The following is a 23,815-nucleotide window of genomic DNA, read 5'->3' as shown; positions in this document are numbered from 1 at the left end:
ATGACCAAGCTCCCGACCAAGACGATCGCCGGCGCCGCTACCCTCGCCTTCGCCCTGATCGCCCCCTGGCTGCTGACCAGCTACGACCTCAACCTGCTCGGCCGCTTCCTCGCTTTGTCGCTGACCGCGATGGGGCTGGTGCTGCTGTGGGGCGAAGGCGGCGTGCTCAGCCTCGGGCAGGGCGTGTTCTTCGGGCTGGGCGGCTACGCGCTGGCGATGCACCTCAAGCTCAACGGATTGGGGAACGGCGAGCTGCCCGATTTCATGATGTGGAGCGGGGTCACGGCGTTGCCCTGGTGGTGGAGCATGTTCCGCAGCGGACCGGTCGCGATCCTCAGCGTCTTCCTTCTCCCCGGGCTGATCGCAGCAGCATTCGGCTGGTTGATGTTCCGGCGGCGGATCGGCGGCGTCTATTTCGCGCTGATCACCCAGGCGCTGGCGCTCGCCTTCGCCACCTTGCTGATCAGCCAGCAGGGCACCACCGGAGGGTTCAACGGACTCACCGATTATCACGAGCTGCTCGGCTTCAACCTCAACGACGACGCCGTGACCACCGGGATCTACTTCATCACATTGTTCCTGGTGGTGGGCAGCTTCTTCGGGCTGCGCTGGCTGCTCGGATCGCGCTTCGGCAAGCTGCTGCGCGCCTCGCGCGACGGATCGAACCGGATGCGCTTCCTCGGCTACGACCCCGCTCCTTACAAGGTCGTCGCCTTCACCATCGCCGCAGTGCTGAGCGGCGCATCGGGCGCGATGTTCACGCTGCATGCCGGCGTGGTGTCACCCGCGCTGGTCGGCGTCGTTCCGTCGATCGAAATGGTGATCTGGGCCGCGATCGGCGGGCGCACCTATCTGATGGGCGGCATCGTCGGGACGCTGTTGGTGAACTTCGCCAAGGACAAGATCTCGACCGCGCTGCCCGAATTGTGGCTCTACGCGCTGGGCCTGCTGTTCATCATCGCGGTGACCGCGCTGCCCAAGGGGATCGTCGGCGAGTTCGATGGCGAGCCGCGCTTCAAGCCGAGTAAGCTTGGCGACATGTTCGCGCGGTGGCGCGCCGGAAAGGCAGTGGCATGACCGAGGCAGTGATGCTCCGCATGGAAAATGTGACGGTCGATTTCGACGGGTTCAAGGCGATCAACGACCTGTCGCTGAGCATAGCTTCGGGCAGCATGACGGTGGTGATCGGCCCCAACGGCGCGGGCAAGTCGACAATGTGCGACACGATCATCGGCCGGGTCCGTCCCACCGCCGGGCGGATACTCTTCCACGGCGAGGCCATCCAGCGCGAGCTCGAGCACAAGATCGTTGGAAAGGGCATATGCCGCAAGTTCCAGACGCCGGGCGTGCTGGTCGGCCTGTCGGTGATCGACAATCTCGCCATTGCCGCGATGGCCGATCGCCGCTGGTGGAAGAGCTTCACCAAAGCCGGCGAGGAGCAGGCGCGCGCGAAGGCTGAGGAGGTGCTTGCCAAGGTCGGGCTGACCGAACGCGCCGAGGCGCTGGCCGGCAACCTGTCGCATGGCGAGAAGCAGTGGCTCGAGATCGGCATGGTCGTGGCCACCGACGCCGAACTGCTGCTGCTCGACGAGCCGACGGCGGGCATGGGCGCGATCGAGAGCACGCAGACCGCCGACATCATCAAGACGCTGGTCGGCAAGCATGCGGTGCTGGTGATCGATCATGACATCGACTTCGTCGCCCAGCTCAACGGCCACGTCATTGTGCTGCACCAGGGGCAACTGCTGCGCGAAGGCACGCTCGACGCGATCCGCGCCGACGAGGAAGTCGCCGCCATCTATCTCGGGAGGGCGAAATGACCGACCTGCTCAACCTACGCAGCGTCAGCGCAGCTTATGGCAAGGGCCAGGTGCTGTGGGACGTGGCCTTGGACATCAAGCCGGGTGAGGCCGCGACGATTCTTGGACGCAACGGCGTCGGCAAGACCACCCTGATGAAGACGATCATGGGCCAGATCCCCGTGGCGGGTGGCTATATCTACATCAACGGCGATGATGTGACGGGCATGGGCGCACATGAGCGCTCGCGGGCCGGGATCGGCTTCGTGCCGCAGGGCCGGCATGTCTTCCCGCATCTCACCGTCACTGAGAATCTCGAGGTCGGTCTGTCGGCGCTCGCGCGGAAGGGCTTCAAGGGCCCCAAAAAGATTCCCGACATGGTTTTTGACCTGTTTCCCAAACTGACGGAGATCGCGAACCGCAAGGCTGGCGTCCTTTCGGGGGGAGAGCAGCAGCAGCTGGCGATTGGACGGGCCCTGGCAGGCCAGCCTTCGTTACTGCTACTCGACGAACCAACCGAGGGCATCCAGCCCAATATCGTGCAGCATATCGAGGACGCGCTGTTGCGCGTGCGCACCGAACTGGGCGTCGCGATCATGATCGTCGAGCAGAATCTCGACTTCGCCTGGTCCTTCGCCGACCGCTACTTCGTCATGCAGCGCGGCCGGATGGTGAAGGAAGGGAAGACGGCGGAGGACAGTGCGGCGGATGTGGCGCATCTGGTCCATGTGTAAGGGGCAAGCGACAGTCGCGGACCGTAGCCGGCCTGCGATGCCCGCACCCCACTATCGGAGCGCGCCTACTTCCGTGAAGGACTGGGCCCGCAACGGGGGGAAAACTACCTCGAGCGGCTTGGTGTCGGGCAACACATAAACATATCCGCCTTCCTTCTGGAAAAGTGGGCGCACATCCTTGCTGTAGAAAGCCATCGGTACGTTGATGCACCCAAATGTTATGCGGTTGTCATCTATGGTCGGAGACAGCATCCGCTGGCGACGTCGTTCCTTCTTGCTGGCCTTCTTCGGGATGGGGTGGAGCGCAACGGACATGGCATAATCGACCCAGAGCACCTTTTGCCGTCCAGCGGCCCGTCCGAATTTGGCGAGGAACCGCCCCGCAGGCGTCGTTTTCTCCGCGGGCCCGATCTCAGCAAGATTCTTGCTGCCGATGCCGGGGGTGGCATCATCCCCCACTGCAACGCCGATCAATACCGGAACGCTGCCGAGCGCGTTCCGCTTCGCATCGAACAAAAAGAGGGAAGCAGTCTTCTTGTCGACGATGATATACGGCAGGGAACCATTATCCCCCGACGCAGCGATCCAATCGGCGACGCGCGCAGCGGCCGCCGATCGGCCCACCTCACCCCCAGCTTCCATATTGTCCGGCTGCGATGGCAGTGATCCTGACGGCTGAGCGTTCTCCATCACCCGTGCCGGCGCGGGTACAGCCAGCGCAAGTCCAGCAAGCGCCAGAAAGATATTGATCATCGCTTGAGGCGCTCGACACGAAGCAGTGGTCGCCCTGGGGAGGGGGCGACGCGGGAAATCACAATTGGATCAACATTCGCTGCCTTCCGGCATCAATTGCGCGGCCGCTTGCGCTGGTTTTCCTGCATCCGCTGCTCGATGCCATCCACCCGCGCATTGAGTTGATCAAGACGCTGGCCATCATTCTGGGCCTGCCCGGCTGCAGCCTGTGCTTGTGCCAATGCCGACTTCGCCGTGCCGTCGGTCTCCTGCAATTTTGCCTCGAGCGCATCGACGCGCTGGCTCACCGGCGCTATCTGCTCTCTCACAAAGTCCTTTGTGGCACAGCCGCCGAGGCTCAGCGCACTGACCAAAATCAGAGCTGCGGGGGCGATCTTCGTTACAGATGGGGACATGGCGATCTTCCAAATGGTTAATGAACTGCAACCCAAGGCGAGCGTTAATGTTCCGACAATTCGATTCCTTCCAGCTGTGCACCTTCTCAGGTGAGTCGATGGTGTTGGCGTCCTCATCCTGGCTGGGCGCGGAATGCCTGCAGGCGCACTCGAAGTCGGTATCGCCCGAAGCTGAGCAGGTCGGCTTCCACGAGCGGTAGCTTGGAACATGGAGATCACGTCGAACGCTCGGCTGTCGGTCGATGTGTGGAAGCAGCTAGTCAGATATGCAGGATATCCGATACTCCCTTTGCCATGATGAAGCTGACAGTGGAGAAAAGCATGTTTACACATGTGATGGTAGGTGCTGACGATATCGACGCTTCGAAGAAGTTCTATGATGCCATATTCGGCGTTCTGGGCCTTCCCGCCGGCGTTAAGGACCCATTCGGCCGAGTATTTTACCGGACTCCGAATGGGGCGTTTGGAATTACAAAGCCGATTGATAACCAAGCCGCTTCGATAGCTAACGGCGGAACGATTGGGTTTGCTGCCGTTTCGACCGAACAGGTTGACGCGTGGCATGATGCGGGCATTGACGCCGGTGGCACCACCTGTGAGGATCCGCCAGGCGTGCGGAAGCCCTTTGGAGCATATGGGGCCTATCTCCGCGACCCGGTAGGCAACAAACTTTGTGTGTCGTTCATGTTGTGAGAGGTGCATGCCCGCTTCCGGCTTGTCGGCATCGCCCTGAGCGCACATTTTCTCGGCTTAAGCCGGCAGCTTCTGTTCCGCCCTCAGCGAGGCGATATACGCCCGCCAGCCGCCGAGTGCCGTGATCTCCGGCGCTCCTTTCACGGCTGCCTCCGCGCTCAGGAAGCACGACACCTCGCCCCCTCCGGCCAAACTCACCTTGCCGATGCCGAGCGGCGCCGGAATGCGTTCGACGAAGCGGCCGAAGGCGGCGGGGCTTAGCGACCAGATCTCGATCTCGATGCCCGGGCCATCGCAGTTCGCGTCGCGGATCAGGCCAGGTTTGGGTGGCACCGTATTCGGGAGCACGAACAGGCGGTAGTCGGCTGTCGTCTTCTCCCGCCCGACGAGGACTGCGTCGAGGGCGATCAGTTCGTGGTGGAGCGCCATGCCCGAGAGGTGCGCGCCGACGACGGCAATGTTGAGCCGGTCATCGCCTGTGGATGCCGCGAGGGTCGGGGCGGGCAGGCGCGCGTCGCGCTTGCGGCCCATGCCGGCCCCGGCGGCGCGGTGGAGGCGGTCGGCGATCGGCTCGAGCGCCGCGTCGCAGAAGGGGGGTGCCGCCAGCGTGACGCCAAAGGAAAGCCCGTCCATCCTGAAGCCTGCCGGAACAGCAATTCCGGAGAGGCCCAGCAGATTGAAGAAATTGGTGTAGGTGCCAAGCCGGCTGTTGAGCAGGATCGGTTCGGCGAGCATGTCCGCCACCTTGTAGATGGTCGGCGCCGTGGGGAGCAGCAGCAGGTCGACCTTCGCCCATTCGGCCTCGGTGCGGCGGCGCAGCGCTTCCAGCGCATAAAAACCGCGAAAGGCATCGACCGCGGTGGATGCCTTGCCTGCCATGGTAATCGTGGCGACACTCGGGTCGACCGCCTCGATCGGTACGCCGAAATCCTCGAAGGCCGCCAGCCGCTCGGCCACCCAAGGGCCCTGGTACAGCAGCGTTGCGGTCTCGCGAAACGGGGCGAAGTCGATCTCGACCACGGCCTCGCCGATCCGCGTGATCGCTTCGGCGTAGAGCTGCGCGGATTCGCCATCGCCGAAGAATTCGCGATCTTCGGGCTTGAGCACGCCGACGCGCAGGCCTCGCTCGGGCAGGGTTTCGGGTGCGGCGCGACGCGAATAAGGATCGGATGCGTCGAAGCCCTCTGCGATCCGCCGCACCGCGGCGCCATCGCCCACCGTCAGCGCGAAGATGCTGATGCAGTCGAGGCTGCGGCAGGCGGGTACCAGGCCGGTGGTGCTGAGCAGGCCCGGCGTCGGCTTGATCCCGACGATATTGTTGAACGCCGCGGGTACCCTGCCCGAGCCCGCCGTGTCGGTGCCGAGCGAAAAGCTGGCCAGACCGGCGGCCACCGCTACCGCCGATCCTGAACTCGATCCGCCAGAGATATAGGCCGCATCGAATACCGAGCGCGGCGCGCCATGCGGCGAGCGGGTGCCGTTCAGCCCGGTCGCGAACTGGTCGAGATTCGTCTTGCCGATCATGATCGCGCCGGCCGCGCGCAGCCTCGCGACCACGGTGGCGTCGCGGTCGACAGGATGCGCGAAGGCGGGACAGGCGGCGCTGGTGGGGAAGCCCGCCACATCGATATTATCCTTCACTGCGAAGGGGATGCCCCAAAGCGGCAGGCTGTTCGGTGTCGGCGCCCGCGCCATCAGCGCATCGGCCTGGGCGAGCAACTCGGCCAGCGAAGCGCGCAGGATGAAGACGGCAGGATCGGCCTCGTCCATCCGGGTCGAAAGGCCGGCTGCAAGGTCTTGCGGCGTCAAGCGGCGATCGGCGTAGAGGCCGCGGATCGTCCCAAGATCGAGCAATGCGGGGAGGCTCATCTAATTTCCTTCGCTCAGCAGCGAGATGTGCGCGGAAACCACCCGCCAGCCTTCGGCGAAGCGCACCCAGGTCTGACTCTGCCGCCCCGGTACGGGCGCGCCAACCCTCTGGAACTCGGCATTGGCGGTGGCGAAGTCGGTGCCGAAGCTGGTGATCACCGTCTTGAGCAGTGCGCGCTGCGGCGAGCCGCCGACCCGAGCGAGGCGGAACGCCTTGATCGCCTCGATGCCGAAGAGATTTTGGCCCGGCCCGATCCGCACCGTGAACTCCGAGGGCCAGAAGAAGTCATCGAGGGCTTCTATGTCATTGGTCATCAACGCCTTTTCGTAATTCCAGAAAGCGTCGGTGATTGCGGCGAGCGTGACAGGGTCGTTGATCAGCATGGTTTCGCCGACGGGGCGGGAACCACGCCCGTCCGTTCGAGGTGGGCCGCGGCCTGGAGCGCGCGCGCCTCATGCCAGGGTGGTGCGATGATCTGGACGCCGATCGGCAGTGCGCCCTCCGCGATCGGCACGGTGACGATCGGCAGGCCGACGAAGCTCAGCGGCTGAGTGAGCAGCCCGATGTTCGCGCGGGTCGGCACCGCATGTCCGTCGACGTCGATCGTCGGCTGGCCGAGCAGCGGTGCGGTGCACGGCGTTGCCGGCGCGATCAGCAGGTCATGGTGGCGAAACGCCTCGGCAAGCTGTTCGCGAAACAGCGAACGGAAGCGCTGGGCCTGCAACAGCGCATTGGCCGGGAGCAACGCGCCAGCCAGCAGTCGGTCCCGCGTTGCCGGATCGAAGTCGGCGGCGCGACGGCGCAGGGACTCGAGATGGAGGTTGCCGCCCGAGGCGGAGGTTATCACGAACGCAGCCGCCCGCGCCTGTCGCGCGCCGGTCAGGCTGATCCGCGCCGTTGCGCCAAGCGCCTCGGCGACCCGCGCGACCGCGGCGCGGCCCTGCGCATCCGCCATGGCATCGAACCAGCCATCGAGCACTGCGGCGCTGCCGGTCCAGCGAGCGGCGAGCGCTGCATGGCTCGCATCGGCTGGGCGATCCGCGCAGGCGGCGTCGCCCGCATCGAAGCCCTGGATCACATCATAGACCAGCGCCAGATCGGCGACGCTGCGCGCGAAGTTGCCGAGATGATCGAGTTCGTGGACGAACGGAAAGGTGCCGGTGCGCGGCAGCCGCCCGAAAGTGGGCTTCAATCCGAAGATGCCGCAAAAGGAGGATGGCACCCGGATCGAACCGTTGGTGTCGGTCCCCAGCGAAAAATCGCACAGCCCGGCCGCTACCGCAGCGGCCGAACCTCCCGAGGATCCGCCGGCGCTTCGCTCAGGATCGAGCGGATTGCGCGTCGCGCCATAATGCGCGTTCTCCGTGGTGAAGCCATAGGCATATTCGTCCATGTTCTGCGTGCCGACGAGGATGGCGCCCGAGGCGGTCAGCCGCCGCAGCAGCACGGCATCCCGGGCAGCCGCCGTCAGACCGCGATTGATGATCGAGCCAGCGGTGGTAACTCGCCCCGCAACGTCGTAATTGTCCTTCACGCCGAACGGCACGCCGGCGAGCGGCCCCGGATCGCGGCCGGCCGCGACCATCGCGTCCACCGCCTCCGCCTCGCGCCGCGCTCGCTCGCCGAGGATTTCGGTGAAGCAGTTGAGTCGTGGATTGAGCCGCTCGATCCGGGCCAGCCGACTTTCGATCAGCGCTACGGCCGAGAGACGGCCTTCGCGCACGCCCCGTGCGATGGTGGCGATGCCGATCAGGTCGAACGGATGATCGAGCAGCCTCATGGGTGGAATACCGGCGCCGGCTCTACGATGGGATCGATAGGCCGATCGACGAACAGCGCAGCCTGGTCGAGCAGGATACGGAGATTGCTGGCGACCGTGGGAAGATAGGCGGGGTCGATCATCAACCCCGCCATCTTCGCCAACCGCTCGACATCCTCCAACGTCGCGCGGTCGGCGCTCATGCCGCCGCGTGCGCCGGCTCGAGGGCAGGAGCCGCGGCATGCGACTTCTTGAACGAGCAGGCGTAGAGGAAGACCGCGACCACCATGTACGCGGCGGCGACCGATGGCGTCTTGCCGACGCCGATCGCTTCGGAGTGGATCAGCCCGAAGAAGGTCAGCACGCCACCAGCGGCTGCGAAGGCCGACGCCTTGGCAAGCTTGCCGTCGATGATGAACACCGCGATCGACCCGAGGACGATGCCGCACAAGGTGGCGCCGCTGCCGAGCGTCTGCAGCCCGTGGTAGAGGACGCCGTTGTTGGCCAGCGCATCGAGCCCGACCTTCCCCGCATCGGTTCCCGCCGCGCCCAGCGCATTGTTGATCTGGGTGACACCCCAGGCCGCAATGTTGGGGACGAGCGCGAGTACGACCGCAGGGGCATGCCGATGCGGGCTTTCCTGGAAGGCCTGGGCGCCGATGAGCATGCCGATGTAAAGCAGGATCGGCAGCAGCGCGACGGCAGGAATAATCGCCATCATCAGCGCGACGACGCCAAACCAGGTGAGGAACAGCATCATCGCGCCGGTGGCCGCGGAATAGCCGGTGCGCCCGCCCATCGCCTTCCAGCCGGGATGGCCGATATAGACGGCGTTGATGAAGGGATTGCCCATCAGGCATCCGATCAGGCTGATGATGCCATCGGCGGTCAGCACGCGGGTGGTCGGGAAATGATCGCCCGCCGCCTCGGCGCTTTCGACATTGTCCATCGCTTCGACGAGATCGTAGATGCCGAACGGGATCGCGGTAACCAGGATCACGCCGATATATTTGAAGCCGCCGAGGATCTCGTGGATCGCCGGAGAGGGCAGGTGGAAGCCGAAATCGGCGAGCGCTCCGGTAACTTTCTCCGGTCCGATGCCGCCCAGTTCATAGCCCATTGCGTTGCCGATCCAGGCGATCAGCGATCCGACGAACATCGCCATCAGGCCACCGGGAATACCGCCGGGATATCGGAAGCCGCCCAGCCAGCTCGCCAGGATAACGGCGAGGCAGATCACGCCGATGATCGGCGTCATGAAGATCTGCGCGCCGGGGCTCAGCGAGATGAAGGTCAGCGAAATGCCCGCGAGCGAACCGAGCAGCGCCGCGCGCGGCGTGATCTTGCGGATCACCGGGGCGATGAAGCCGCCGATCATCAGCACGAAGCTCTGCACGAACACCCAGGTCAGGCCCGCGCTCCACGCGTCGACGGGATTGCCGGTGGAGAGCAGGATCGGCAGCATCACCACGAACACCACCACGAACATGTGCGGCACGCTGATCCCCGAAGGCAGCGCGCAGACGTCGTCGCGGCCGGTCTTCTCGGCGAGCTTCCGCGCAAGATAGGCGTAATAAACCGTACTCAGGAAGAGCATCAGCCCAACGGCGGGAAGGATCCGCCCGAAGATGATCTCGTCGGGAAGCTTCAGCACGAACCGCAACAGGCCAGTCAGCACCAGCACGTTGACGAGAATGTTGGTGCCGAAACCGAAAAAGGCGTTCCAGTCTCCCGGTGTCCACCAGGGCAGTTTCGCCGGGCCCGGCCCGGCTTTGGTGACGCTGGTCATGATGCAAACCCCCTTGCTTGGTTCATGCCGGTTCCGCCGGTGCGGTGAGCGCGGCGATGACGCCCGTGGAGTCGCCAACCCATCCGAAAATGCCGCCCTGGGCGGCGATCATCCGCAACGCGACGTCATGGAACTCGGGAAAATAGGATCCGGTGCAGTCCGACAGGACAAGGCAGTCGATGCCCCTGTCATTGGCCTCGCGAACCGTTGTGTGGACGCAGACCTCGGTGGTGACGCCGCAGACGATCAGCTGGGTAATGCCATGTTCGGCGATCAGGCCGGACAGCTCGGTGTTATAGAAGGCACCCTTGCCGGGCTTGTCGATCACCGGCTCGCCCGCGATCGGGTACAGCGCGTCGATGATGTCGTGGCCCGCCTCACCGATGACGAGAATGCGGCCCATCGGCCCTTGGTCGCCGATCGTCTTTGCGCTCTTGCCGCGCACCCGCTTGGCCTCGTGGAGATCGGAAAGATCGGGTTTGTGGCCTTCGCGGGTGTGCATGACGAAAAGTCCAGCTTGCCGAGCGGAAGCGAGCAAGGCTTTCAGCGGCTCGATCGACGGGCGGAGCTGGGAGATGTCGTTGCCGAGCATCTCCCCGAAGCCTCCCGGTTCGATGAAATCCCGCTGCATGTCGATGATCAGCAATGCGGCCCGCTGGGGATCGAGGCTGAAATCATAGGGTTTAGCAGGCACTGTGGACATGGCCGCTTCTCCATTTTTGGCACGCTTGGGATGACGTAGAACCGGTAACCTCCCGGTTAGAACCCCCAACCCATGCCGACGCCGAAGTTAAAGTGATTGCGCTGGTCGCCGTTGTTCAGCAGTTGCTTGGATGCGACCAGACCATCGTTGAACATGTGATAATATTGGCCGAACGCATAAACGCTGGCACCGGCCTTGCCGCCTAGGCTGAGCGGCACCGAAGCCTTCAGACCCGTCGAGAACACGCCGAGGTTGCTGCGGTCACCGCCGTTGACAAGCGTCGCGACGAGCGCCTTATTGCCCTCCGATACCCAGTATTCCTTAGGCCCGATCGACATCCAGGTCGGCGCCGTCAGGGTGAACCCCTTACCGGCGTAGGTCGGCGTCACACCCAGTTCGAAGTAGCCCGTCCCATCCGGTTTGCCGAGTACGACGGTCGACGACTTGCTGTTCACCGACCAGAATATGTTGGCGTGCGGATTGATTGAGAAGCCGTTCTTCGGCTTGTCAGCATATTTTAGCGTGAACTGGATGTTGCGTTCATCGTAGGGGATGGTGTCGGGGAAAATCCAATGCCCATACTCGATGCTGGCAGTTAGCCCCTCGGCGACTGGGACGCTGGCACCAACCCACCAGTCGAATTCGTTGAGAGGCTCGCCACCCGTGGCATGGCCCGGGTTGAGCGCAAGAAAGGTGCCCGCATAGATCGATACCCCGCTCGGGCTGTTCACCGAAAGCCCGTTGACCAGGTGAACCATGGCACCGTCCGTGGTGACGACGAGGCCGCGCGGCGTGACATAGTCTTTCTTGACGGAAACATCGCCGAAGCCGTGAAGCTCCCACGCCTCGGCCGATGCCACGCTGCTGCAGCAAGTGACTAGCAGCGCGGCGGTTACCCCTTTGTATATCGTTCGCATCTTGGGTCGCTCCCTGATTGGTTAGCGCCCAGACACCCCCTCTGCGAACACGCGCATACTCGATCTTTAAGACGAAATTTGTATGCGCAATGTCAGACTTGCATACAATATTTGAGTCGGCAACGGGATTGTCGCTTGGACCTCATATTTGTATGCAAGATTTCAGGCGCCCCATCCTGGCGGGCGCGAAGGTTGCCCAACGCGAACGGAAGGATGAACGTGTCGAGCGGGACGACGGTGGATAAGCTCGCCGACGATTTGGCGGAGGCCATCCTTTCCGGCGAATTCGCGCCCGGTTCCCGGTTGGACGAACAACATCTCGCTCAACGCTATTCAGTCTCGCGTACGCCGGTGCGGGAGGCACTACGTCAATTAGCCACTACCGGGCTGATCGAGATGCGGCCGCGGCGAAGTGCGGTTGTGGCCAGCGTGACCCCCGCCCAGCTCGAGGATCTGTTCGTCGCGATGGGCGAACTCGAGGCGACCTGCGCCCGGCTCTCCGCATTGTCGATGGGACCAACCGAGCGCCGCAGGCTACAAGCGCTGCACGACCAGATGAAGGAGATTGCGGCGCACAACGACCCGGCCGCCTTCGCGGATGCCAACCATGCGCTCCACACAATGATCTACAAGGGCGCCCATAATGCCGTCCTGGCCGAAACGGCGGCTTCGATCCGGCGGCGGCTCGCCCCTTTCCGGCGCGCGCAGTTCCACGTCGAGGGCCGGCTACCGCGCTCGCTGGAGGAGCATGATGCTGTTGTTTCGGCCATAGTCCGCGGCGATGCCGCGGCGGCTCACAGCGCGATGCTGTACCACGTCACGCTGGTCGAGCAGAGCTTCGAAGAATTGTGCACCGGTCAGGCCGCTGGCCTGAGCGTTGCCGAAGCTTGACGAACATCGAAAGCAATGCCCCATCCGGATTGGCATTCGCCAACAACCGGGCTAAGGAAGCGGTGATTTTCCGGAGCAGTCCGGGGAATCGATGATCGCACCGGTGCCCCGCGAGGGGCTTTAATGGGAATGCGGTGCGGGAGCTTGCTCCCAAATCCGCAGCTGTCCCTGCAACTGTAAGCGGATAGCGCGATGCGCAGGCTCTCTTTGCGGGAGCGACCACTGGAAGTCGCCTAAAGGCGCTCCGGGAAGGTGCGTATCAAGCCGTGACCCGCGAGCCAGGAGACCTGCCGGTGCACTGGTCGCTCTTGCCATGACCCAGGGGATGGTCTTGGCACGGTAATTCTCCGTCTGGGCGACGAAGCTGTGCGGCTGGGGCTGCACGGTCGTGTGGCCACGGGCGCTCCGGCGTCAGCCCGTGGCTGCGCGCCGGCCGGTAATCAACTGGCAAGCCCCATCCGATTGTCGCCTTGGCGCGCGGGGAGAATTGCCATGACCTGTCTGTCGCGGAATGCTGCACCATGGTTTCCGCAGGGATGCGGAACCGTTAGCGACGCCCGACCCAACTGAGAGCGGGTAATGAGCGGGTTCACGGCAAAGGGCTGGTGTCCCGATGCATGGCGGCCGATGATGTCGGGCGACGGACTGCTGGTGCGTGTAAAGCCCCGGCTCGGACGCATGACGGCTGCGCAGGTTCGAGAACTTTGTGCTGCGGCGAACCGGCACGGCAACGGCCTGATCGACGTGACATCGCGGGCCAACCTCCAGATTCGCGGTGTGGGCGAGGGCAACTGGCCGCAACTCGTTCAACAGCTTGTGGCACTAGATCTGGTTGATGCTGACGCCGACCTGGAAAGAAGGCGCAATATCCTGGTCGCGCCGGACTGGCAGGAAGGCGATGACACCGATCGGGTTGCGAGCGACCTCGCGGCCCGACTAGGCGAGCTACCCGAGTTGCCGGGTAAGGTGGGTTTCGTTGTCGATGCCGGGGTGGGATGCGCGCTAGGCTCCGATGGGGGGGATTTTCGCATCGAGCGCGGCGCCGATGGCAAGCTGATCCTGCGCGCCGATGGACGGTCCACCGGCGTTGCCGTGCCCCATGGGGGGGAAGCGAATGCACTGGTCGCCCTAGCCTGGTGGTTCCTCGAAAGCGGCGGTGGAGAAGCTGGGCGCATGGCCCGCCACACCGCCGAGCTGCCGAACTGGGCGACAGGAAACGTGCCGTCGATGACGTCGGTCGCACGCGTTCAGCCGGGGCCGTGTCGTCTCGGCATGGCCTTCGGTTTGCCCTTTGGCCGGCTAGAAGCATCGGTTCTTGCCGAACTGGTCGCCCAGGATAGCGGGACACAGGCCCTGCGGTTCACGCCCTGGCGGATCGTCTTGGTGGAAGGCGATCCGTCCTTTGCCTCCCCGCGCGGGTTGGTGACCGATCCTGCCGATCCGTTGCTGCGCGCCGACGCCTGCCCCGGCTTCCCGCATTGCCCACAAGCATCGGTGGAAACGCGTGACGTAGCGCGCCGCCTTGCACCGCTGGTTGCCGGGCGACTCCATGTGTCAGGTTGCGCCAAAGGATGCGCCTGCCCGCGTAGCGCCGACGTCACTCTGACCGGTCGAGATGGCCTCTACGATATTTCCCTCGACGCGCCGGCTGGCTCGCCGGCTGTCTGGCCGGCTCTCAGCCGGCTCGAGGTTCTTGCTCATTTTGGAGCCGTTTGATGCCGCATGTCTATGAAACCGATGGGGCGGCGATCTATCGCCAATCCTTCGCCACGATCCGCGCAGAGGCCGATCTTGCCCGCTTCACGGTCGATGAAGAGCCGCTGGCGGTGCGCATGATCCATGCTTCCGGCATGGTCGAGCTGGCTCCGCATATCCGCTTCTCGATCGGGTTTGCCAGCACGGCACGTGCGGCGCTGGCAAATGGCGCACCGATCCTGTGCGATGCGCGGATGGTGAGCGAGGGGGTTACCCGTGGGCGATTGCCCGCGTCCAATCCGGTAATCTGCACGCTCCACGATCATCAGGTGCCAGACATGGCGCGGGCGATGGGCAACACGCGCTCGGCAGCGGCGCTGGAACTGTGGCGGCCGCATCTGGCGGGCGCGGTAGTCGCCATCGGCAATGCGCCGACCGCCCTGTTTCATCTGCTCAATATGCTGGAGGACCCGGATTGCGCCCGTCCCGCAGCGATCATCGGCTGTCCGGTGGGCTTTGTCGGTGCGGTGGAGTCCAAGGCTGCGCTGTGGATCGCTCCGCCGGCGCCCTGCTGCGTCGTCGAAGGAAGGCTGGGAGGCAGCGCCATCACGGTCGCTGCCATCAACGCACTGGCGAGCCGCGCGGAATGAGCGGCCCGGTGGGAACGATCCACGGTGTCGGGCTGGGCCCGGGCGCGCCGGATCTGCTTAGCGTGCGGGCTGACCGGCTGGTGCGCGGTGCGGGCCATGTGGCCTATTTCCGCAAGGCCGGGCGACCCGGACAGGCGCGGCGCATCGCCGCGGAGATGCTGCGCGCCGATGCGATCGAGATCGCCATGGAATATCCGGTAACGACGGAAATCCCACTCGCTGATCCGCGTTACAATAGCTGCCTTTCCGGCTTCTACGCCGAATGCACCGAGCGGCTGGCCGCTCTCGCGCGGGCGGGCAAGGATGTGGTGGTGCTGTGCGAGGGCGATCCGTTTTTCTATGGCTCGTTCATGCACCTGCATTCCCGCCTGTCGGGGATGGTGCCGGTGGAGGTGGTGCCGGGCATCACCGGCATGGCCGGAGCCTGGAATGCGACGGGCCTGCCGATTACCTGGGGCGACGACGTGCTGACCGTGGCGATGGCGACCTTGCCGGAGGAGGAGCTTGTCCGCCGTATTCGCGATACCGATGCCCTGGTGGTGATGAAGATCGGACGCAACCTGGCCAAACTGCGCCGCGCCGTAACCGCTGCCGGGCGCGAGGATGTCGCCTGGCTTGTGGAACATGCTGCCATGCCCGGCCAGAAGGTAACGCGGCTCATCGATGCCGATAGCGTCACGCCCTATTTTTCCATCCTGCTGATCCATGGACAGGGACGCCGGCCATGAGCCAGGTTGCCGATGGCGGCTGGCTCGCGATTGCCGGACTGGGGCCGGGGAATGACTCGCTGATTACGCCCGAGGTGACCGCTGCGCTCGCCGGTGCCAGCGATGTCATTGGCTATATCCCCTATGTGGCGCGGGTGGCCCCGCGCGTGGGGCTGACGCTGCATCCCTCCGACAATCGGGTCGAACTGGACCGGGCCGCCCATGCGCTGGAGCTGACGGCGCAGGGCAAGCGGGTAGTGGTCGTGTCGTCCGGCGACCCGGGCGTGTTCGCCATGGCGGCGGCAGTGTTCGAGGCGCTGGAAGCCGGGCCCGCCCATTGGCGCGACGTGGATATCAGGGTCATGCCGGGCATCACCGCCATGCTTGCGGCCAGTGCGCGCGCCGGAGCGCCGCTGGGCCATGATTTTTGCGCCATCAACCTTTCGGACAACCTCAAGCCATGGTCGTTGATTGAAAAGCGCCTGCGGCTGGCGGCTGAGGCTGATTTTGCCATGGCCTTCTACAACCCGCGCTCGAAAGCCCGCCCGGAAGCTTTTGCCCGCGTGCTCGAAGTGCTGCGCGAAGCCTGCGGCGATGATCGTCTGGTGCTGTTCGCCCGGGCTGTGTCGACGCCCGAGGAGGATCTGCGGATCATCGCGCTGGAACAGGCTCGCGCCGATATGGCCGACATGCGCACCGTCGTTATCGTCGGATCGAGCCAGACCCGGATCATCGAGCGGGCGGGCGGCGCGTTTCTCTACACGCCCCGCTCGGCGATGGGCTCGGCATCATGACCCAGCCAGGCCAGCACTTCACTGGGGTGCCAGGTTTCCCGGCGCATCGGGATGATCGGTCGGTCGATCATCAGAACCGGCAGGCCCAGTTGCCGGGCGGCGATAAGCTTGGCCTCGGCTCCCGCGCCGCCGGCATTCTTGCACAGCAGCAGATCGATGGCGTGTTCCTGCAGCAGGCACATATCGCCATCCACGCCGAACGGGCCGCGATCGACCACCAGACTGTAGTGCGGCAGGGGCGGGGGCTGGTCAGGCGCATCCACGAAGCGCAGCAGATAATGATGCTGCGGCTGGGCAGCGAAGGCGTCCGCATGCATCCGCCCCAAGGCCAGCATGATGCGGCGCGGCGTCCCTGCCAGCGCTGCTACGGCGTCATTGATGCCGGCAACATGGCTCCAGCGGTCGCCGGGGCAAGCCACCCAGGCGGGGCGGGTAAGCGCGATATGTGCGACCCCGGTCAGCCGGGCAGCCTCGACGGCGTTGGCGCTCATCGTCGCGGCGAAGGGGTGGGTCGCATCGACCAGATGCGTCACCCGATGGTCGCGCAAATAGTCCGCCAGCCCGGCGACGCCCCCAAAGCCCCCGATGCGCACCGGCACAGGTTGCGGTTGAGGGGATTGCGTTCGGCCGGCGTAGCTCAGCGTTGCCCGGATGCTCCTGGCCGCCAGCAGGCGGGCGAGCGCGCTGGCCTCGGTGGTGCCGCCCAGAAGGAGAATATTCGGCATGGCTGACCCTGTTGCGCAGCTTCGGCAAACGCCGTGGTTGACGATCATCGGCATCGGCGAGGACGGGCTCGATGGCCTTTCCGCCGCAAGCCGGGCGGCGTTGGCGCAGGCCGAACTGGTCATCGGATCGGCCCGGCACCTGACGTTGTTGCCTGCGACTAGTTCGCGCGTGATCGAATGGCCAGTGCCGTTTGCCGACGGGATCGCTATCCTGATGACGCATCGCGGGCAGAAGGTGGCGATGCTGGCGTCGGGCGATCCTTTCTGGTTCGGGGCGGGCAGCAGCGTGACGCGCCATCTCGCGCCCAATGAGTGGGAGGCCCATCCAACGCCGTCCACCTTCAGCCTGGCCGCTGCGCGATTGGGCTGGCCGTTGCAGGAAACCGCCTGCCTTGGGTTGCACGCGGCACCGCTGGAGCGCCTGCGGCCACACCTCTTCGCTGGCGCGCGTATCCTGCTGCTGCTGCGTGATGGCGAAGCGGTGGTGGCGTTAGCGTCCTACCTGACGGACCGCGGCTTTGGCGCTTCCCGCCTGCATGTGATGGAAGCGCTTGGCGGGCCTCGCGAAAGAACCCGCACCGCATGCGCCGACGCGCTGGATTTCGCCGACATTGCTCATCCGGTCGCCGTGGCGGTGCAATGTGCCGGGGACGGGCAGGCATTGCCCTGCATATCTGGCTTGCCGGACGCCGTGTTCGATCATGATGGCCAGATCACCAAGCGACCCATCCGTGCCCTGACGCTCTCCACCCTCGCGCCCCGGCCGGGAGAACTTTTATGGGATATCGGTGCGGGCTCCGGCTCGATCGGCATCGAATGGCTGCTGGGGCACGCCTCCAACCGCGCAGTGGCGATCGAGGCGGACGCGCTGCGGGCCGAGTGTGCCCGCGCCAATGCCCTCGCGCTGGGCGTGAATCGGTTGGAGATCCTGATCGGCGGCGCCCCCGATGCCTTGCCCGAAGGCCCGATGCCCGATGCGGTGTTCGTCGGCGGCGGCCTGTCCGAGGCGCTGCTTGAAACGCTATGGGCGCGTCTGCCGGCCGGCACGCGCCTGGTCGCCAATGCGGTGACGCTCGAATCCGAAGCGCTGCTAGCCCGCTGGCACGGTGAAAAGGGCGGCGCGCTGATGCGGCTCGAGCTGGCGCAGGCGGCGCCGCTGGGTAGCCGTCGTGGATGGCGTTCGAGCTATCCGGTGGTGCAATGGAGCGTCGTGCTGTGATCGTCGCGGGTTTCGGCTTCCGGGCAGGGGCCGGGCTGGTCTCGCTGCGGGCGGCGCTGGAACTGGCACAACGGGGCAAGCCTGCGGTCACGCATCTCGCGACAGCGCGGGACAAGCTTGCCGCTGTGTCGCCCCTTGCCGATGCTCTCGGCCTGCCGTTGCGGGGGCTTTCTCCCGAGGAGTTGTCCGGGGTGCCAACGCTCACCTGCTCGGCCGCCAGCTTCGCCGCGCGCGCCACGGGCAGCCTTGCCGAAGCCAGCGCCCTCGTTGCCGCTGGTGACGGCGCGCGTCTGCTGGGCTCGCGCCATGTTTCTCCCGATAGGATGGCCACGTGCGCCATCGCCGAAGGATCTTTGCCATGACCGTTCATTTCATCGGCGCCGGGCCCGGCGCTCCAGACCTGCTGACTCTGCGCGGGCGAGACCTCATCGCTGCCAGCCCGGTGTGTCTTTATGCCGGCTCGCTCGTTCCTCCGGCGGTTCTCGACCATTGCCCACCGGGCGCCAGGATCGTCAACACGGCGCCGATGGAACTGGACGAGATCATCGCCGAGATCGCCGCCGCCCAGGCACAGGGGCAGGATGTCGCGCGGTTGCATTCGGGTGATCTGTCGGTGTGGTCGGCGATGGGCGAACAGTTGCGCCGCCTGCGCGCCATGGACATTCCCTTCACCGTGACACCGGGCGTTCCTGCCTTCGCCGCCGCCGCCGCCGCGCTCGAGGCGGAGCTGACCTTGCCCGAACTCACCCAGTCGCTGGTGCTGACCCGCACGCCGGGCCGGGCCAGCACCATGCCGGCGGCAGAAAGCCTCGCCAGTTTCGCGGTGACGGGGGCGACTTTGGCCATCCACCTGTCGATCCATAATCTGGCTCGGGTGGTGACCGATCTGATCCCGTCCTACGGAGCCGACTGCCCGGTGGCGGTGGTCTGGCGGGCGAGCTGGCCGGATCAGCGCATCGTACGGGCCACGCTGGCGACGATCGAACAGGCTGTAGCCGGCAGCATGGAGCGAACCGCGCTGATTGTGGTCGGGCGGGTGCTGGCGGCGGAGGGTTTTGCGGAAAGCAGTCTCTATGCGCATGGCTATGACCGCCGTTTCCGTCCGCAGGATGCCGCCTCGCGATTCATGGGCAAGGTCGAATGAGCGTACCGGGATTGATGATCTCCGCCCCCGCGTCTGGCATTGGCAAAACCACCGTGACTCTAGGGCTGCTGCGTGCGCTGACCGAGCGGGGGATGGCGGTGCAGCCGTTCAAGAGCGGCCCCGACTATATTGATCCGGCTTTTCATCGCGCAGCCTGTGGCCGGGCTTCGTTCAATCTCGACAGCTGGGCGATGGATGGCGGGCTGATCGATGCCATAGCGAGCGAGGCTGCAGGTGCGGACCTCGTCCTCGCCGAGGGCTCGATGGGTCTCTACGATGGCGTGGTCAGCCAGGGCGCCACGGGTAATGGGGCGAGCGCTGACATCGCCCGCCGCATGGGCTGGCCGGTGGTGCTGGTGCTGGATGTATCGGGTCAGACGCAGTCCGCGGCCGCGACCGCCCTGGGGTTCAAGCTTCTCGACGCCCAGGTTCCGCTTGCCGGGGTGATCCTCAATCGCGTGGCCAGTCCCCGGCATGAGCGTCTGGTGCGCCGGGGGTTTGAAGATCTGGAGATTCCCGTGCTCGGGGCGCTGCCGAGACGAAGCGATCTGGCTTTGCCCGAACGGCATCTGGGGCTGGTGCAGGCGATGGAGCACCCGACACTTGACGCCACAATCGCCGCTTATGGCGCCTTTCTGCGCGCTCATGCCGATCTCGACGCGATTGTCCACGCGGCGGGGGCGCAGGAGCGAGCACCGATGCCCGACTGGGGACGGCTGCCGCCGCCGGCCCAGCGCATCGCCATGGCTGGCGATGCCGCCTTTTCCTTTGTCTATCCGCATATGCTGGAAGCGTGGCGCCGCGCGGGGGCCGAGATTATGCTCTTTTCGCCCTTGGCGGATGAAGCGCCGGCCCAGGATGCGGATCTGGTCTGGCTGCCGGGAGGCTATCCGGAACTGCATGCCGGGGCCATCGCTGGCGCCACGACATTTCTTGCCGGGCTTCGCCGCCACGCGGAAACCCGTCCGGTCCACGGCGAATGCGGCGGCTATATGGTGCTCGGCGAGGCGTTGATCGACGAGGCGGGCAGGCAGCACCGCATGGCTGGCCTGCTGGGCTTGGTCACCAGCCATGCCGAACGCCGACTGCATCTTGGCTATCGTTCGGCCGAATTGATGGCGCCGGTGGCCGGCCTTGCCGCGGGGACCAGGTTGCGCGGCCATGAGTTCCATTATTCCACCATTGTTGAACAGACCGATGCGCCCCTGGCCCTTGTGACCGATGCCGACGGGGCCGTGGTAACCGAAACCGGTTCGCATCGCGGGCGGGTGACGGGCGGCTATTTCCATATGATCGCGACCCAATCATGATCGGCTCGGTTTCCTTCGTAGGCGCCGGACCCGGCGATCCCGAGCTGCTCACGCTCAAGGCATTGGCTCGGCTGCAGGCTGCCGATGTCGTGCTGTTCGACGATCTGGCGTCGGGTCCCATTCTCGATCGGGTGCGCCCCGCTGCCACTCTGGTCGATGTCGGCAAACGGGCCGGCCGGCCGTCGCCCAGCCAGGCAGAGGTAAATCGGCTGCTGGTGGCCCATGCTCTCGGCGGCGGCCATGTGGTCCGCTTGAAATCCGGCGACGCCGGAATTTTTGGCCGCCTCGAGGAAGAAATCGACGCTCTTCGGTTAGCTGGCATAGGGTTCGAGGTCATCCCAGGCGTCAGTTCGGCCAGTGCGGCGGCTGCGGCTGCGGCGATTCCGCTGACGCGGCGGGCGCGTGCCCGGCGCGTCCAGTTCATCACTGGGCACGGCGCCACAGGTACCTTGCCGCATGATCTCAACATGACAGCCTTGGCTGACGCACAGGCGACTACGGTGGTGTTCATGCCCAAGCGAACCTTCCCGGAACTGGCCGGACGGCTCATTGCTGCGGGCCTGCCGCCGCAAACGCCGGCGTTGCTGGCCGAGAATGTGGGCCACGCCGACCAGCGCCTGACGCGGAGCTCGGTCGCCGGATTGGCCAGAGGGCTGGCCGATGGCCTGGGGTCGGCGCCGGCGCTGATCCTCTATGGCCCTCTGATGGACGAAGCATGATCGAGCTTGCTCTCATCGGCATCGGCACGGGAAATCCGGATCATCTGACGGCCCAGGCGGTGCAGGCGATGAACTGCGCCGATCTGATCCTGCTGCCACGCAAGGGCAGCGCCAAGTCAGACCTGATCGACCTGCGGCGTGCCATCTGTGAGCAGGTGTTAACCCGCCCGGTACGGATCGTCGAATTCGACATGCCGGTCCGCGATACGGGTGCAGATTATGGACGCGCGGTAGATAAGTGGCACGATGCCATCGCCGCAGCATGGTCTGCCCAGATCTCCGTGCATCTGCCGGCGGGTGGGCGCCTGGCGCTGCTCGTCTGGGGCGATCCCTCGCTGTACGACAGCAGTTTGCGGATAGCCGACAGGCTGAAGGCCGGCGGTCAAACGCTGCGGGTGCGGGTCGTGCCCGGCATCACCAGCATTCAGTTGCTGACCGCCGCGCATGGCATTCCGCTCAATCCATTGGCCGGCGCGGTGACGATCACCACCGGCCGCCTGCTGCGCGCCCACGGCTGGCCCGAGACGGCGGACATGATCGTCGTCATGCTGGATAGCGGCTGTGCCTTCGAGGTGCTGGATCCGCAGGGCATTGCAATATGGTGGGGCGCCTATCTGGGTATGGAGCAGGAAACGCTGATCCACGGCTCCTTGGCGGAGGCGGCGCCGCGCATTGCCGCAAAACGGGCTGAACTGCGCTCACGCCATGGCTGGATCATGGATGTATATCTCATGCGAAGGGGGCAGGCCGATGTGCCTTGACCGGCGGAGGCGTGGGGGCAGCCATTCCTGGCAACCGAAGGATGTGCAGAAGGCAGGCAGAAAGTCACATCGGCCGAGGGCAATCCCGAGGAAAATGCCAGTCGGCCGCTGAACCCTTGCCTTATTCAGGATGTGTACTCGGGAAATATTAATATGCGTGCCGGTGACCGGGATAGGGTATTTCGGCTTTCGTGAGTCTTGGCCTATGGGCGTATCAGCATGTGGAGGAAGCATGTTCAGCGATGACGAGCTGAACGGGTGGTTTCGTCGGGAGGTGCTTGCGCTCGAGCCCTCGCTGACGACGTTTCTGCGGCGACATTGTTCGCAAGGGGACGAGGTCGCGGACCTGCGGCAAGAGGTGTATGAGAAGGCCCTACGCGGCGCCAGCCGGAGTTTGCCCAATCAGACCGCAGCCTATATTTTCGCGATCGCGCGCAACCTGCTCATCACCCGCGCCAAGCGCGCACGCATTATCCGCTTCGAATTTGTGGCCGATCTCGAAGCGCTGCCCCTCCATGCGGATGTACTGACACCTGAGCGGTACGTAAGCGCCAGTCAGGAGCTGGCGCGCGCACGCGCGGGTCTGGAGGGACTGCCGCCTCGCTGTCGCGAGGTGATGCGGCTCCGCAAGGTCCAGGGGATGAAAGTACGCGAGATTGCAGAACATCTTGGAATCGGCATCGATGCGGTGGAGCAGCAGATTACGCGAGGAATTCGTCTGCTCGCCAACCACATGCTTCAGGCGGCGGCTCCATTCGAGAGCGAGTGCGCTGCGATCCCCGTCGGCAAGCCCCGGAAGGGTTCATGATGTCAGCCGATATAGCTGAAACCCAGGCCTCGCGATTTCTCATGCGTCTCGACGAGGGCGACTGGTCTCCTGCCGACCAAGCCGAACTTGATGCATGGCTGAGTGAATCCCCCGCGCACAAAGCGGCCTATTGGCGGCTGGAGGAAGGGTGGCGCTTGGCGGATCGCCTGCGGGCGCTCTACGATCCGGTCGAGGTGCAGCAACCTACAAGGCCCAAATGGTTCTCTTTCAGGTCCTTCTCACTAGCGGCCTCGCTCGTTGTGGCGCTTGTTGGTTTCGGCATGTGGCCGCGGCAGGAGCGCGTACAGGTCATCCAACTCGAAACACGTGTTGGCGAGCGGCGCACCGCGCATCTCCCGGACGGAAGTACAATCGATCTCAACACCAACACCAATTTGCGCATCGCCCTCGAATGGGGAAGACGCTCTGCCTGGGTCAGCGGGGGAGAAGCCTATTTCCAGATCGCGCATGATCCGAGCCGACCCTTCGTCATCCATGCCGGCGCGCATGATGTGACGGTGCTCGGCACCAAATTCACGGTCCGCCGCGATGGTGACCTGTTGCGCGTCGCTGTCCTTCAGGGGGCAGTCCAGCTCAAAGGGGTCGGACGGAGTTCTGCACTTGGATCGACGGTGCTGCAAAGAGGATCGAAGGCGGTAGCAAATAGCGTGACTACCATCGTGACGCGCGAACCACTCGATCAGCTTGACCAGGAGCTACGCTGGCGCGACGGCGTAATGGTGCTGGATGGCAAGACGCTTGGTCAAGCGGTGGCGGAACTCAATCGCTACAGTCAGACTCCAATCGTGGTGAAGGACGAGCAGCTTGCCGCAATGCCGATTGGCGGGGCATTTCAGCTCGGCAATGTAGAAGGTTTCATCCGGCTACTGAGAGAGGTCTATGGTGTTCAAGTATCGCGAGCCTCCGATGGTAAAATAATTTTGAAACGCTGAGCTAGGGTTTTTCCCTCTCCGATGGTC

General features: G+C 64.8%; 28 protein-coding genes and 1 riboswitch. Of the genes, 18 read left to right on the top strand and 10 right to left on the bottom strand.

The features are described from left to right. From urtC to urtE, 3 genes are read left to right on the top strand one after another with little or no spacing between them, the layout of a single operon-like run. Window positions 1-1,077 (top strand): urea ABC transporter permease subunit UrtC, encoded by a 1,077-nt coding sequence (urtC, locus tag AAC645_RS06170; protein WP_340314623.1) that lies wholly within the window; start codon window positions 1-3, stop codon window positions 1,075-1,077. Continuing rightward, window positions 1,074-1,820 carry an urea ABC transporter ATP-binding protein UrtD gene (gene urtD / locus AAC645_RS06165; protein WP_340314622.1) on the top strand — a complete coding sequence of 249 codons (747 nt, stop codon included), beginning with the start codon at window positions 1,074-1,076 and terminating at the stop codon, window positions 1,818-1,820. Before urtC ends, urtD begins: the two co-directional genes overlap by 4 nt. Further along, window positions 1,817-2,533 carry an urea ABC transporter ATP-binding subunit UrtE gene (urtE, locus tag AAC645_RS06160; RefSeq protein WP_340314621.1) on the top strand — a complete coding sequence of 239 codons (717 nt, stop codon included), beginning with the start codon at window positions 1,817-1,819 and terminating at the stop codon, window positions 2,531-2,533. Before urtD ends, urtE begins: the two co-directional genes overlap by 4 nt. A gap of 51 nt (window positions 2,534-2,584) precedes the next feature. Here urtE and AAC645_RS06155 read toward each other — a convergent pair whose 3' ends face one another. Together AAC645_RS06155 and AAC645_RS06150 are read right to left on the bottom strand one after the other, a co-directional pair. Further along, window positions 2,585-3,286: a hypothetical protein gene (locus AAC645_RS06155; protein ID WP_422785799.1), complete on the bottom strand. Its 702-nt coding sequence runs from the start codon at window positions 3,284-3,286 to the stop codon at window positions 2,585-2,587. A 92-nt stretch (window positions 3,287-3,378) separates the two neighbouring features. Continuing rightward, entirely contained in the window at window positions 3,379-3,681 is a 303-nt protein-coding gene (locus AAC645_RS06150) for a hypothetical protein (protein ID WP_340314620.1), read from the bottom strand. 47 nt (window positions 3,682-3,728) lie between these two features. Between AAC645_RS06150 and AAC645_RS06145 the strand changes: the two genes are divergently transcribed. Continuing rightward, complete coding sequence (locus tag AAC645_RS06145; protein WP_340314618.1) at window positions 3,729-3,881, top strand: hypothetical protein; 153 nt, start codon at window positions 3,729-3,731, stop codon at window positions 3,879-3,881. A gap of 121 nt (window positions 3,882-4,002) precedes the next feature. Next, entirely contained in the window at window positions 4,003-4,374 is a 372-nt protein-coding gene (locus AAC645_RS06140; RefSeq protein WP_340314886.1) for a VOC family protein, read from the top strand. 57 nt (window positions 4,375-4,431) lie between these two features. Here the strand turns inward: AAC645_RS06140 and atzF are convergent, their stop codons facing one another. The 7 genes from atzF to AAC645_RS06105 are packed head-to-tail and all read right to left on the bottom strand — an operon-like array spanning window position 4,432 to window position 11,355. Then, on the bottom strand, window positions 4,432-6,243 hold the full coding sequence (atzF, locus tag AAC645_RS06135; protein WP_340314617.1) for an allophanate hydrolase: 1,812 nt from the start codon (window positions 6,241-6,243) through the stop codon (window positions 4,432-4,434). After that, window positions 6,244-6,627 carry an oxalurate catabolism protein HpxZ gene (gene hpxZ / locus AAC645_RS06130; RefSeq protein WP_340314616.1) on the bottom strand — a complete coding sequence of 128 codons (384 nt, stop codon included), beginning with the start codon at window positions 6,625-6,627 and terminating at the stop codon, window positions 6,244-6,246. It lies immediately after the preceding gene. After that, window positions 6,621-8,024, bottom strand: coding sequence for an AtzE family amidohydrolase (locus AAC645_RS06125; protein ID WP_340314614.1), 1,404 nt, complete (start codon window positions 8,022-8,024; stop codon window positions 6,621-6,623). Before AAC645_RS06125 ends, hpxZ begins: the two co-directional genes overlap by 7 nt. Further along, window positions 8,021-8,206 (bottom strand): DUF4089 domain-containing protein, encoded by a 186-nt coding sequence (locus tag AAC645_RS06120; protein WP_340314612.1) that lies wholly within the window; start codon window positions 8,204-8,206, stop codon window positions 8,021-8,023. The genes AAC645_RS06125 and AAC645_RS06120 overlap by 4 nt, the downstream gene beginning before the upstream one ends. Then, window positions 8,203-9,792, bottom strand: coding sequence for a hypothetical protein (locus tag AAC645_RS06115; RefSeq protein ID WP_340314611.1), 1,590 nt, complete (start codon window positions 9,790-9,792; stop codon window positions 8,203-8,205). Before AAC645_RS06115 ends, AAC645_RS06120 begins: the two co-directional genes overlap by 4 nt. A gap of 22 nt (window positions 9,793-9,814) precedes the next feature. Next, window positions 9,815-10,495 (bottom strand): cysteine hydrolase family protein, encoded by a 681-nt coding sequence (locus AAC645_RS06110; protein ID WP_340314609.1) that lies wholly within the window; start codon window positions 10,493-10,495, stop codon window positions 9,815-9,817. A gap of 56 nt (window positions 10,496-10,551) precedes the next feature. Beyond that, window positions 10,552-11,355 carry a hypothetical protein gene (locus tag AAC645_RS06105; RefSeq protein ID WP_340314608.1) on the bottom strand — a complete coding sequence of 268 codons (804 nt, stop codon included), beginning with the start codon at window positions 11,353-11,355 and terminating at the stop codon, window positions 10,552-10,554. 270 nt (window positions 11,356-11,625) lie between these two features. On the opposite strand from AAC645_RS06105, the gene AAC645_RS06100 reads away from it, so the two are divergent. From AAC645_RS06100 to cobJ, 5 genes are all read left to right on the top strand, one after another. Then, a complete protein-coding gene (locus AAC645_RS06100) occupies window positions 11,626-12,303 on the top strand; it encodes a GntR family transcriptional regulator (RefSeq protein WP_340314607.1) in 678 nt (225 codons plus the stop codon). 84 nt (window positions 12,304-12,387) lie between these two features. Beyond that, window positions 12,388-12,612: riboswitch (cobalamin riboswitch) on the top strand. A gap of 270 nt (window positions 12,613-12,882) precedes the next feature. Next, on the top strand, window positions 12,883-14,019 hold the full coding sequence (gene cobG / locus AAC645_RS06095) for a precorrin-3B synthase (RefSeq protein ID WP_340314606.1): 1,137 nt from the start codon (window positions 12,883-12,885) through the stop codon (window positions 14,017-14,019). Then, complete coding sequence (locus tag AAC645_RS06090) at window positions 14,019-14,648, top strand: precorrin-8X methylmutase (protein WP_340314605.1); 630 nt, start codon at window positions 14,019-14,021, stop codon at window positions 14,646-14,648. The genes cobG and AAC645_RS06090 overlap by 1 nt, the downstream gene beginning before the upstream one ends. After that, entirely contained in the window at window positions 14,645-15,376 is a 732-nt protein-coding gene (cobI, locus tag AAC645_RS06085) for a precorrin-2 C(20)-methyltransferase (protein WP_340314604.1), read from the top strand. Before AAC645_RS06090 ends, cobI begins: the two co-directional genes overlap by 4 nt. After that, a complete protein-coding gene (gene cobJ / locus AAC645_RS06080) occupies window positions 15,373-16,149 on the top strand; it encodes a precorrin-3B C(17)-methyltransferase (protein ID WP_340314603.1) in 777 nt (258 codons plus the stop codon). Before cobI ends, cobJ begins: the two co-directional genes overlap by 4 nt. Here the strand turns inward: cobJ and AAC645_RS06075 are convergent. Beyond that, window positions 16,113-16,874 (bottom strand): cobalt-precorrin-6A reductase, encoded by a 762-nt coding sequence (locus AAC645_RS06075; protein ID WP_340314602.1) that lies wholly within the window; start codon window positions 16,872-16,874, stop codon window positions 16,113-16,115. The genes cobJ and AAC645_RS06075 overlap by 37 nt on opposite strands. Between AAC645_RS06075 and cbiE the strand changes: the two genes are divergently transcribed. From cbiE to AAC645_RS06035, 8 genes are all read left to right on the top strand, one after another. Further along, a complete protein-coding gene (gene cbiE / locus AAC645_RS06070) occupies window positions 16,873-18,093 on the top strand; it encodes a precorrin-6y C5,15-methyltransferase (decarboxylating) subunit CbiE (RefSeq protein WP_340314601.1) in 1,221 nt (406 codons plus the stop codon). The two genes, AAC645_RS06075 and cbiE, sit on opposite strands and share 2 nt — an antisense overlap. Then, window positions 18,090-18,455: a cobalamin biosynthesis protein gene (locus AAC645_RS06065; protein ID WP_340314600.1), complete on the top strand. Its 366-nt coding sequence runs from the start codon at window positions 18,090-18,092 to the stop codon at window positions 18,453-18,455. Before cbiE ends, AAC645_RS06065 begins: the two co-directional genes overlap by 4 nt. After that, window positions 18,452-19,237: a precorrin-4 C(11)-methyltransferase gene (gene cobM / locus AAC645_RS06060; RefSeq protein WP_340314599.1), complete on the top strand. Its 786-nt coding sequence runs from the start codon at window positions 18,452-18,454 to the stop codon at window positions 19,235-19,237. Before AAC645_RS06065 ends, cobM begins: the two co-directional genes overlap by 4 nt. Beyond that, window positions 19,234-20,547, top strand: coding sequence for a cobyrinate a,c-diamide synthase (locus AAC645_RS06055; protein WP_340314598.1), 1,314 nt, complete (start codon window positions 19,234-19,236; stop codon window positions 20,545-20,547). Before cobM ends, AAC645_RS06055 begins: the two co-directional genes overlap by 4 nt. Continuing rightward, window positions 20,544-21,266: a uroporphyrinogen-III C-methyltransferase gene (cobA, locus tag AAC645_RS06050; protein ID WP_340314597.1), complete on the top strand. Its 723-nt coding sequence runs from the start codon at window positions 20,544-20,546 to the stop codon at window positions 21,264-21,266. Before AAC645_RS06055 ends, cobA begins: the two co-directional genes overlap by 4 nt. Further along, window positions 21,263-22,027, top strand: a complete 765-nt coding sequence (gene cobF / locus AAC645_RS06045) for a precorrin-6A synthase (deacetylating) (protein WP_340314596.1) — start codon at window positions 21,263-21,265, stop codon at window positions 22,025-22,027. Before cobA ends, cobF begins: the two co-directional genes overlap by 4 nt. Before the next feature lie 232 nt (window positions 22,028-22,259). Further along, entirely contained in the window at window positions 22,260-22,835 is a 576-nt protein-coding gene (locus AAC645_RS06040; protein WP_340314595.1) for an RNA polymerase sigma factor, read from the top strand. Further along, window positions 22,832-23,788 carry a FecR family protein gene (locus AAC645_RS06035; RefSeq protein WP_340314593.1) on the top strand — a complete coding sequence of 319 codons (957 nt, stop codon included), beginning with the start codon at window positions 22,832-22,834 and terminating at the stop codon, window positions 23,786-23,788. The genes AAC645_RS06040 and AAC645_RS06035 overlap by 4 nt, the downstream gene beginning before the upstream one ends. Window positions 23,789-23,815 lie beyond the last annotated feature (27 nt).

This window comes from Rhizorhabdus argentea, from assembly GCF_037861105.1.
GTDB classification, from domain to species: Bacteria; Pseudomonadota; Alphaproteobacteria; order Sphingomonadales; family Sphingomonadaceae; genus Rhizorhabdus; species Rhizorhabdus argentea.
Note: the sequence above shows the minus strand (reverse complement) of the source record. Positions and strands in the feature narration are given on the sequence as shown.

Excerpts from the sequence above, each read along its gene's own strand:
- urtC (WP_340314623.1), top strand. The coding sequence starts at position 1 with ATGACCAAGCTCCCGACCAAGACGATCGCCGGCGCCGCTACCCTCGCC.
- urtD (WP_340314622.1), top strand. The coding sequence starts at position 1,074 with ATGACCGAGGCAGTGATGCTCCGCATGGAAAATGTGACGGTCGATTTC.
- urtE (WP_340314621.1), top strand. The coding sequence starts at position 1,817 with ATGACCGACCTGCTCAACCTACGCAGCGTCAGCGCAGCTTATGGCAAG.
- AAC645_RS06155 (WP_422785799.1), bottom strand. The coding sequence starts at position 3,286 with ATGATCAATATCTTTCTGGCGCTTGCTGGACTTGCGCTGGCTGTACCC.
- AAC645_RS06150 (WP_340314620.1), bottom strand. The coding sequence starts at position 3,681 with ATGTCCCCATCTGTAACGAAGATCGCCCCCGCAGCTCTGATTTTGGTC.
- AAC645_RS06145 (WP_340314618.1), top strand. The coding sequence starts at position 3,729 with ATGTTCCGACAATTCGATTCCTTCCAGCTGTGCACCTTCTCAGGTGAG.
- AAC645_RS06140 (WP_340314886.1), top strand. The coding sequence starts at position 4,003 with ATGTTTACACATGTGATGGTAGGTGCTGACGATATCGACGCTTCGAAG.
- atzF (WP_340314617.1), bottom strand. The coding sequence starts at position 6,243 with ATGAGCCTCCCCGCATTGCTCGATCTTGGGACGATCCGCGGCCTCTAC.
- hpxZ (WP_340314616.1), bottom strand. The coding sequence starts at position 6,627 with ATGCTGATCAACGACCCTGTCACGCTCGCCGCAATCACCGACGCTTTC.
- AAC645_RS06125 (WP_340314614.1), bottom strand. The coding sequence starts at position 8,024 with ATGAGGCTGCTCGATCATCCGTTCGACCTGATCGGCATCGCCACCATC.
- AAC645_RS06120 (WP_340314612.1), bottom strand. The coding sequence starts at position 8,206 with ATGAGCGCCGACCGCGCGACGTTGGAGGATGTCGAGCGGTTGGCGAAG.
- AAC645_RS06115 (WP_340314611.1), bottom strand. The coding sequence starts at position 9,792 with ATGACCAGCGTCACCAAAGCCGGGCCGGGCCCGGCGAAACTGCCCTGG.
- AAC645_RS06110 (WP_340314609.1), bottom strand. The coding sequence starts at position 10,495 with ATGTCCACAGTGCCTGCTAAACCCTATGATTTCAGCCTCGATCCCCAG.
- AAC645_RS06100 (WP_340314607.1), top strand. The coding sequence starts at position 11,626 with ATGAACGTGTCGAGCGGGACGACGGTGGATAAGCTCGCCGACGATTTG.
- cobG (WP_340314606.1), top strand. The coding sequence starts at position 12,883 with ATGAGCGGGTTCACGGCAAAGGGCTGGTGTCCCGATGCATGGCGGCCG.
- AAC645_RS06090 (WP_340314605.1), top strand. The coding sequence starts at position 14,019 with ATGCCGCATGTCTATGAAACCGATGGGGCGGCGATCTATCGCCAATCC.
- cobI (WP_340314604.1), top strand. The coding sequence starts at position 14,645 with ATGAGCGGCCCGGTGGGAACGATCCACGGTGTCGGGCTGGGCCCGGGC.
- cobJ (WP_340314603.1), top strand. The coding sequence starts at position 15,373 with ATGAGCCAGGTTGCCGATGGCGGCTGGCTCGCGATTGCCGGACTGGGG.
- cbiE (WP_340314601.1), top strand. The coding sequence starts at position 16,873 with ATGGCTGACCCTGTTGCGCAGCTTCGGCAAACGCCGTGGTTGACGATC.
- AAC645_RS06075 (WP_340314602.1), bottom strand. The coding sequence starts at position 16,874 with ATGCCGAATATTCTCCTTCTGGGCGGCACCACCGAGGCCAGCGCGCTC.
- cobM (WP_340314599.1), top strand. The coding sequence starts at position 18,452 with ATGACCGTTCATTTCATCGGCGCCGGGCCCGGCGCTCCAGACCTGCTG.
- AAC645_RS06055 (WP_340314598.1), top strand. The coding sequence starts at position 19,234 with ATGAGCGTACCGGGATTGATGATCTCCGCCCCCGCGTCTGGCATTGGC.
- cobA (WP_340314597.1), top strand. The coding sequence starts at position 20,544 with ATGATCGGCTCGGTTTCCTTCGTAGGCGCCGGACCCGGCGATCCCGAG.
- cobF (WP_340314596.1), top strand. The coding sequence starts at position 21,263 with ATGATCGAGCTTGCTCTCATCGGCATCGGCACGGGAAATCCGGATCAT.
- AAC645_RS06040 (WP_340314595.1), top strand. The coding sequence starts at position 22,260 with ATGTTCAGCGATGACGAGCTGAACGGGTGGTTTCGTCGGGAGGTGCTT.
- AAC645_RS06035 (WP_340314593.1), top strand. The coding sequence starts at position 22,832 with ATGATGTCAGCCGATATAGCTGAAACCCAGGCCTCGCGATTTCTCATG.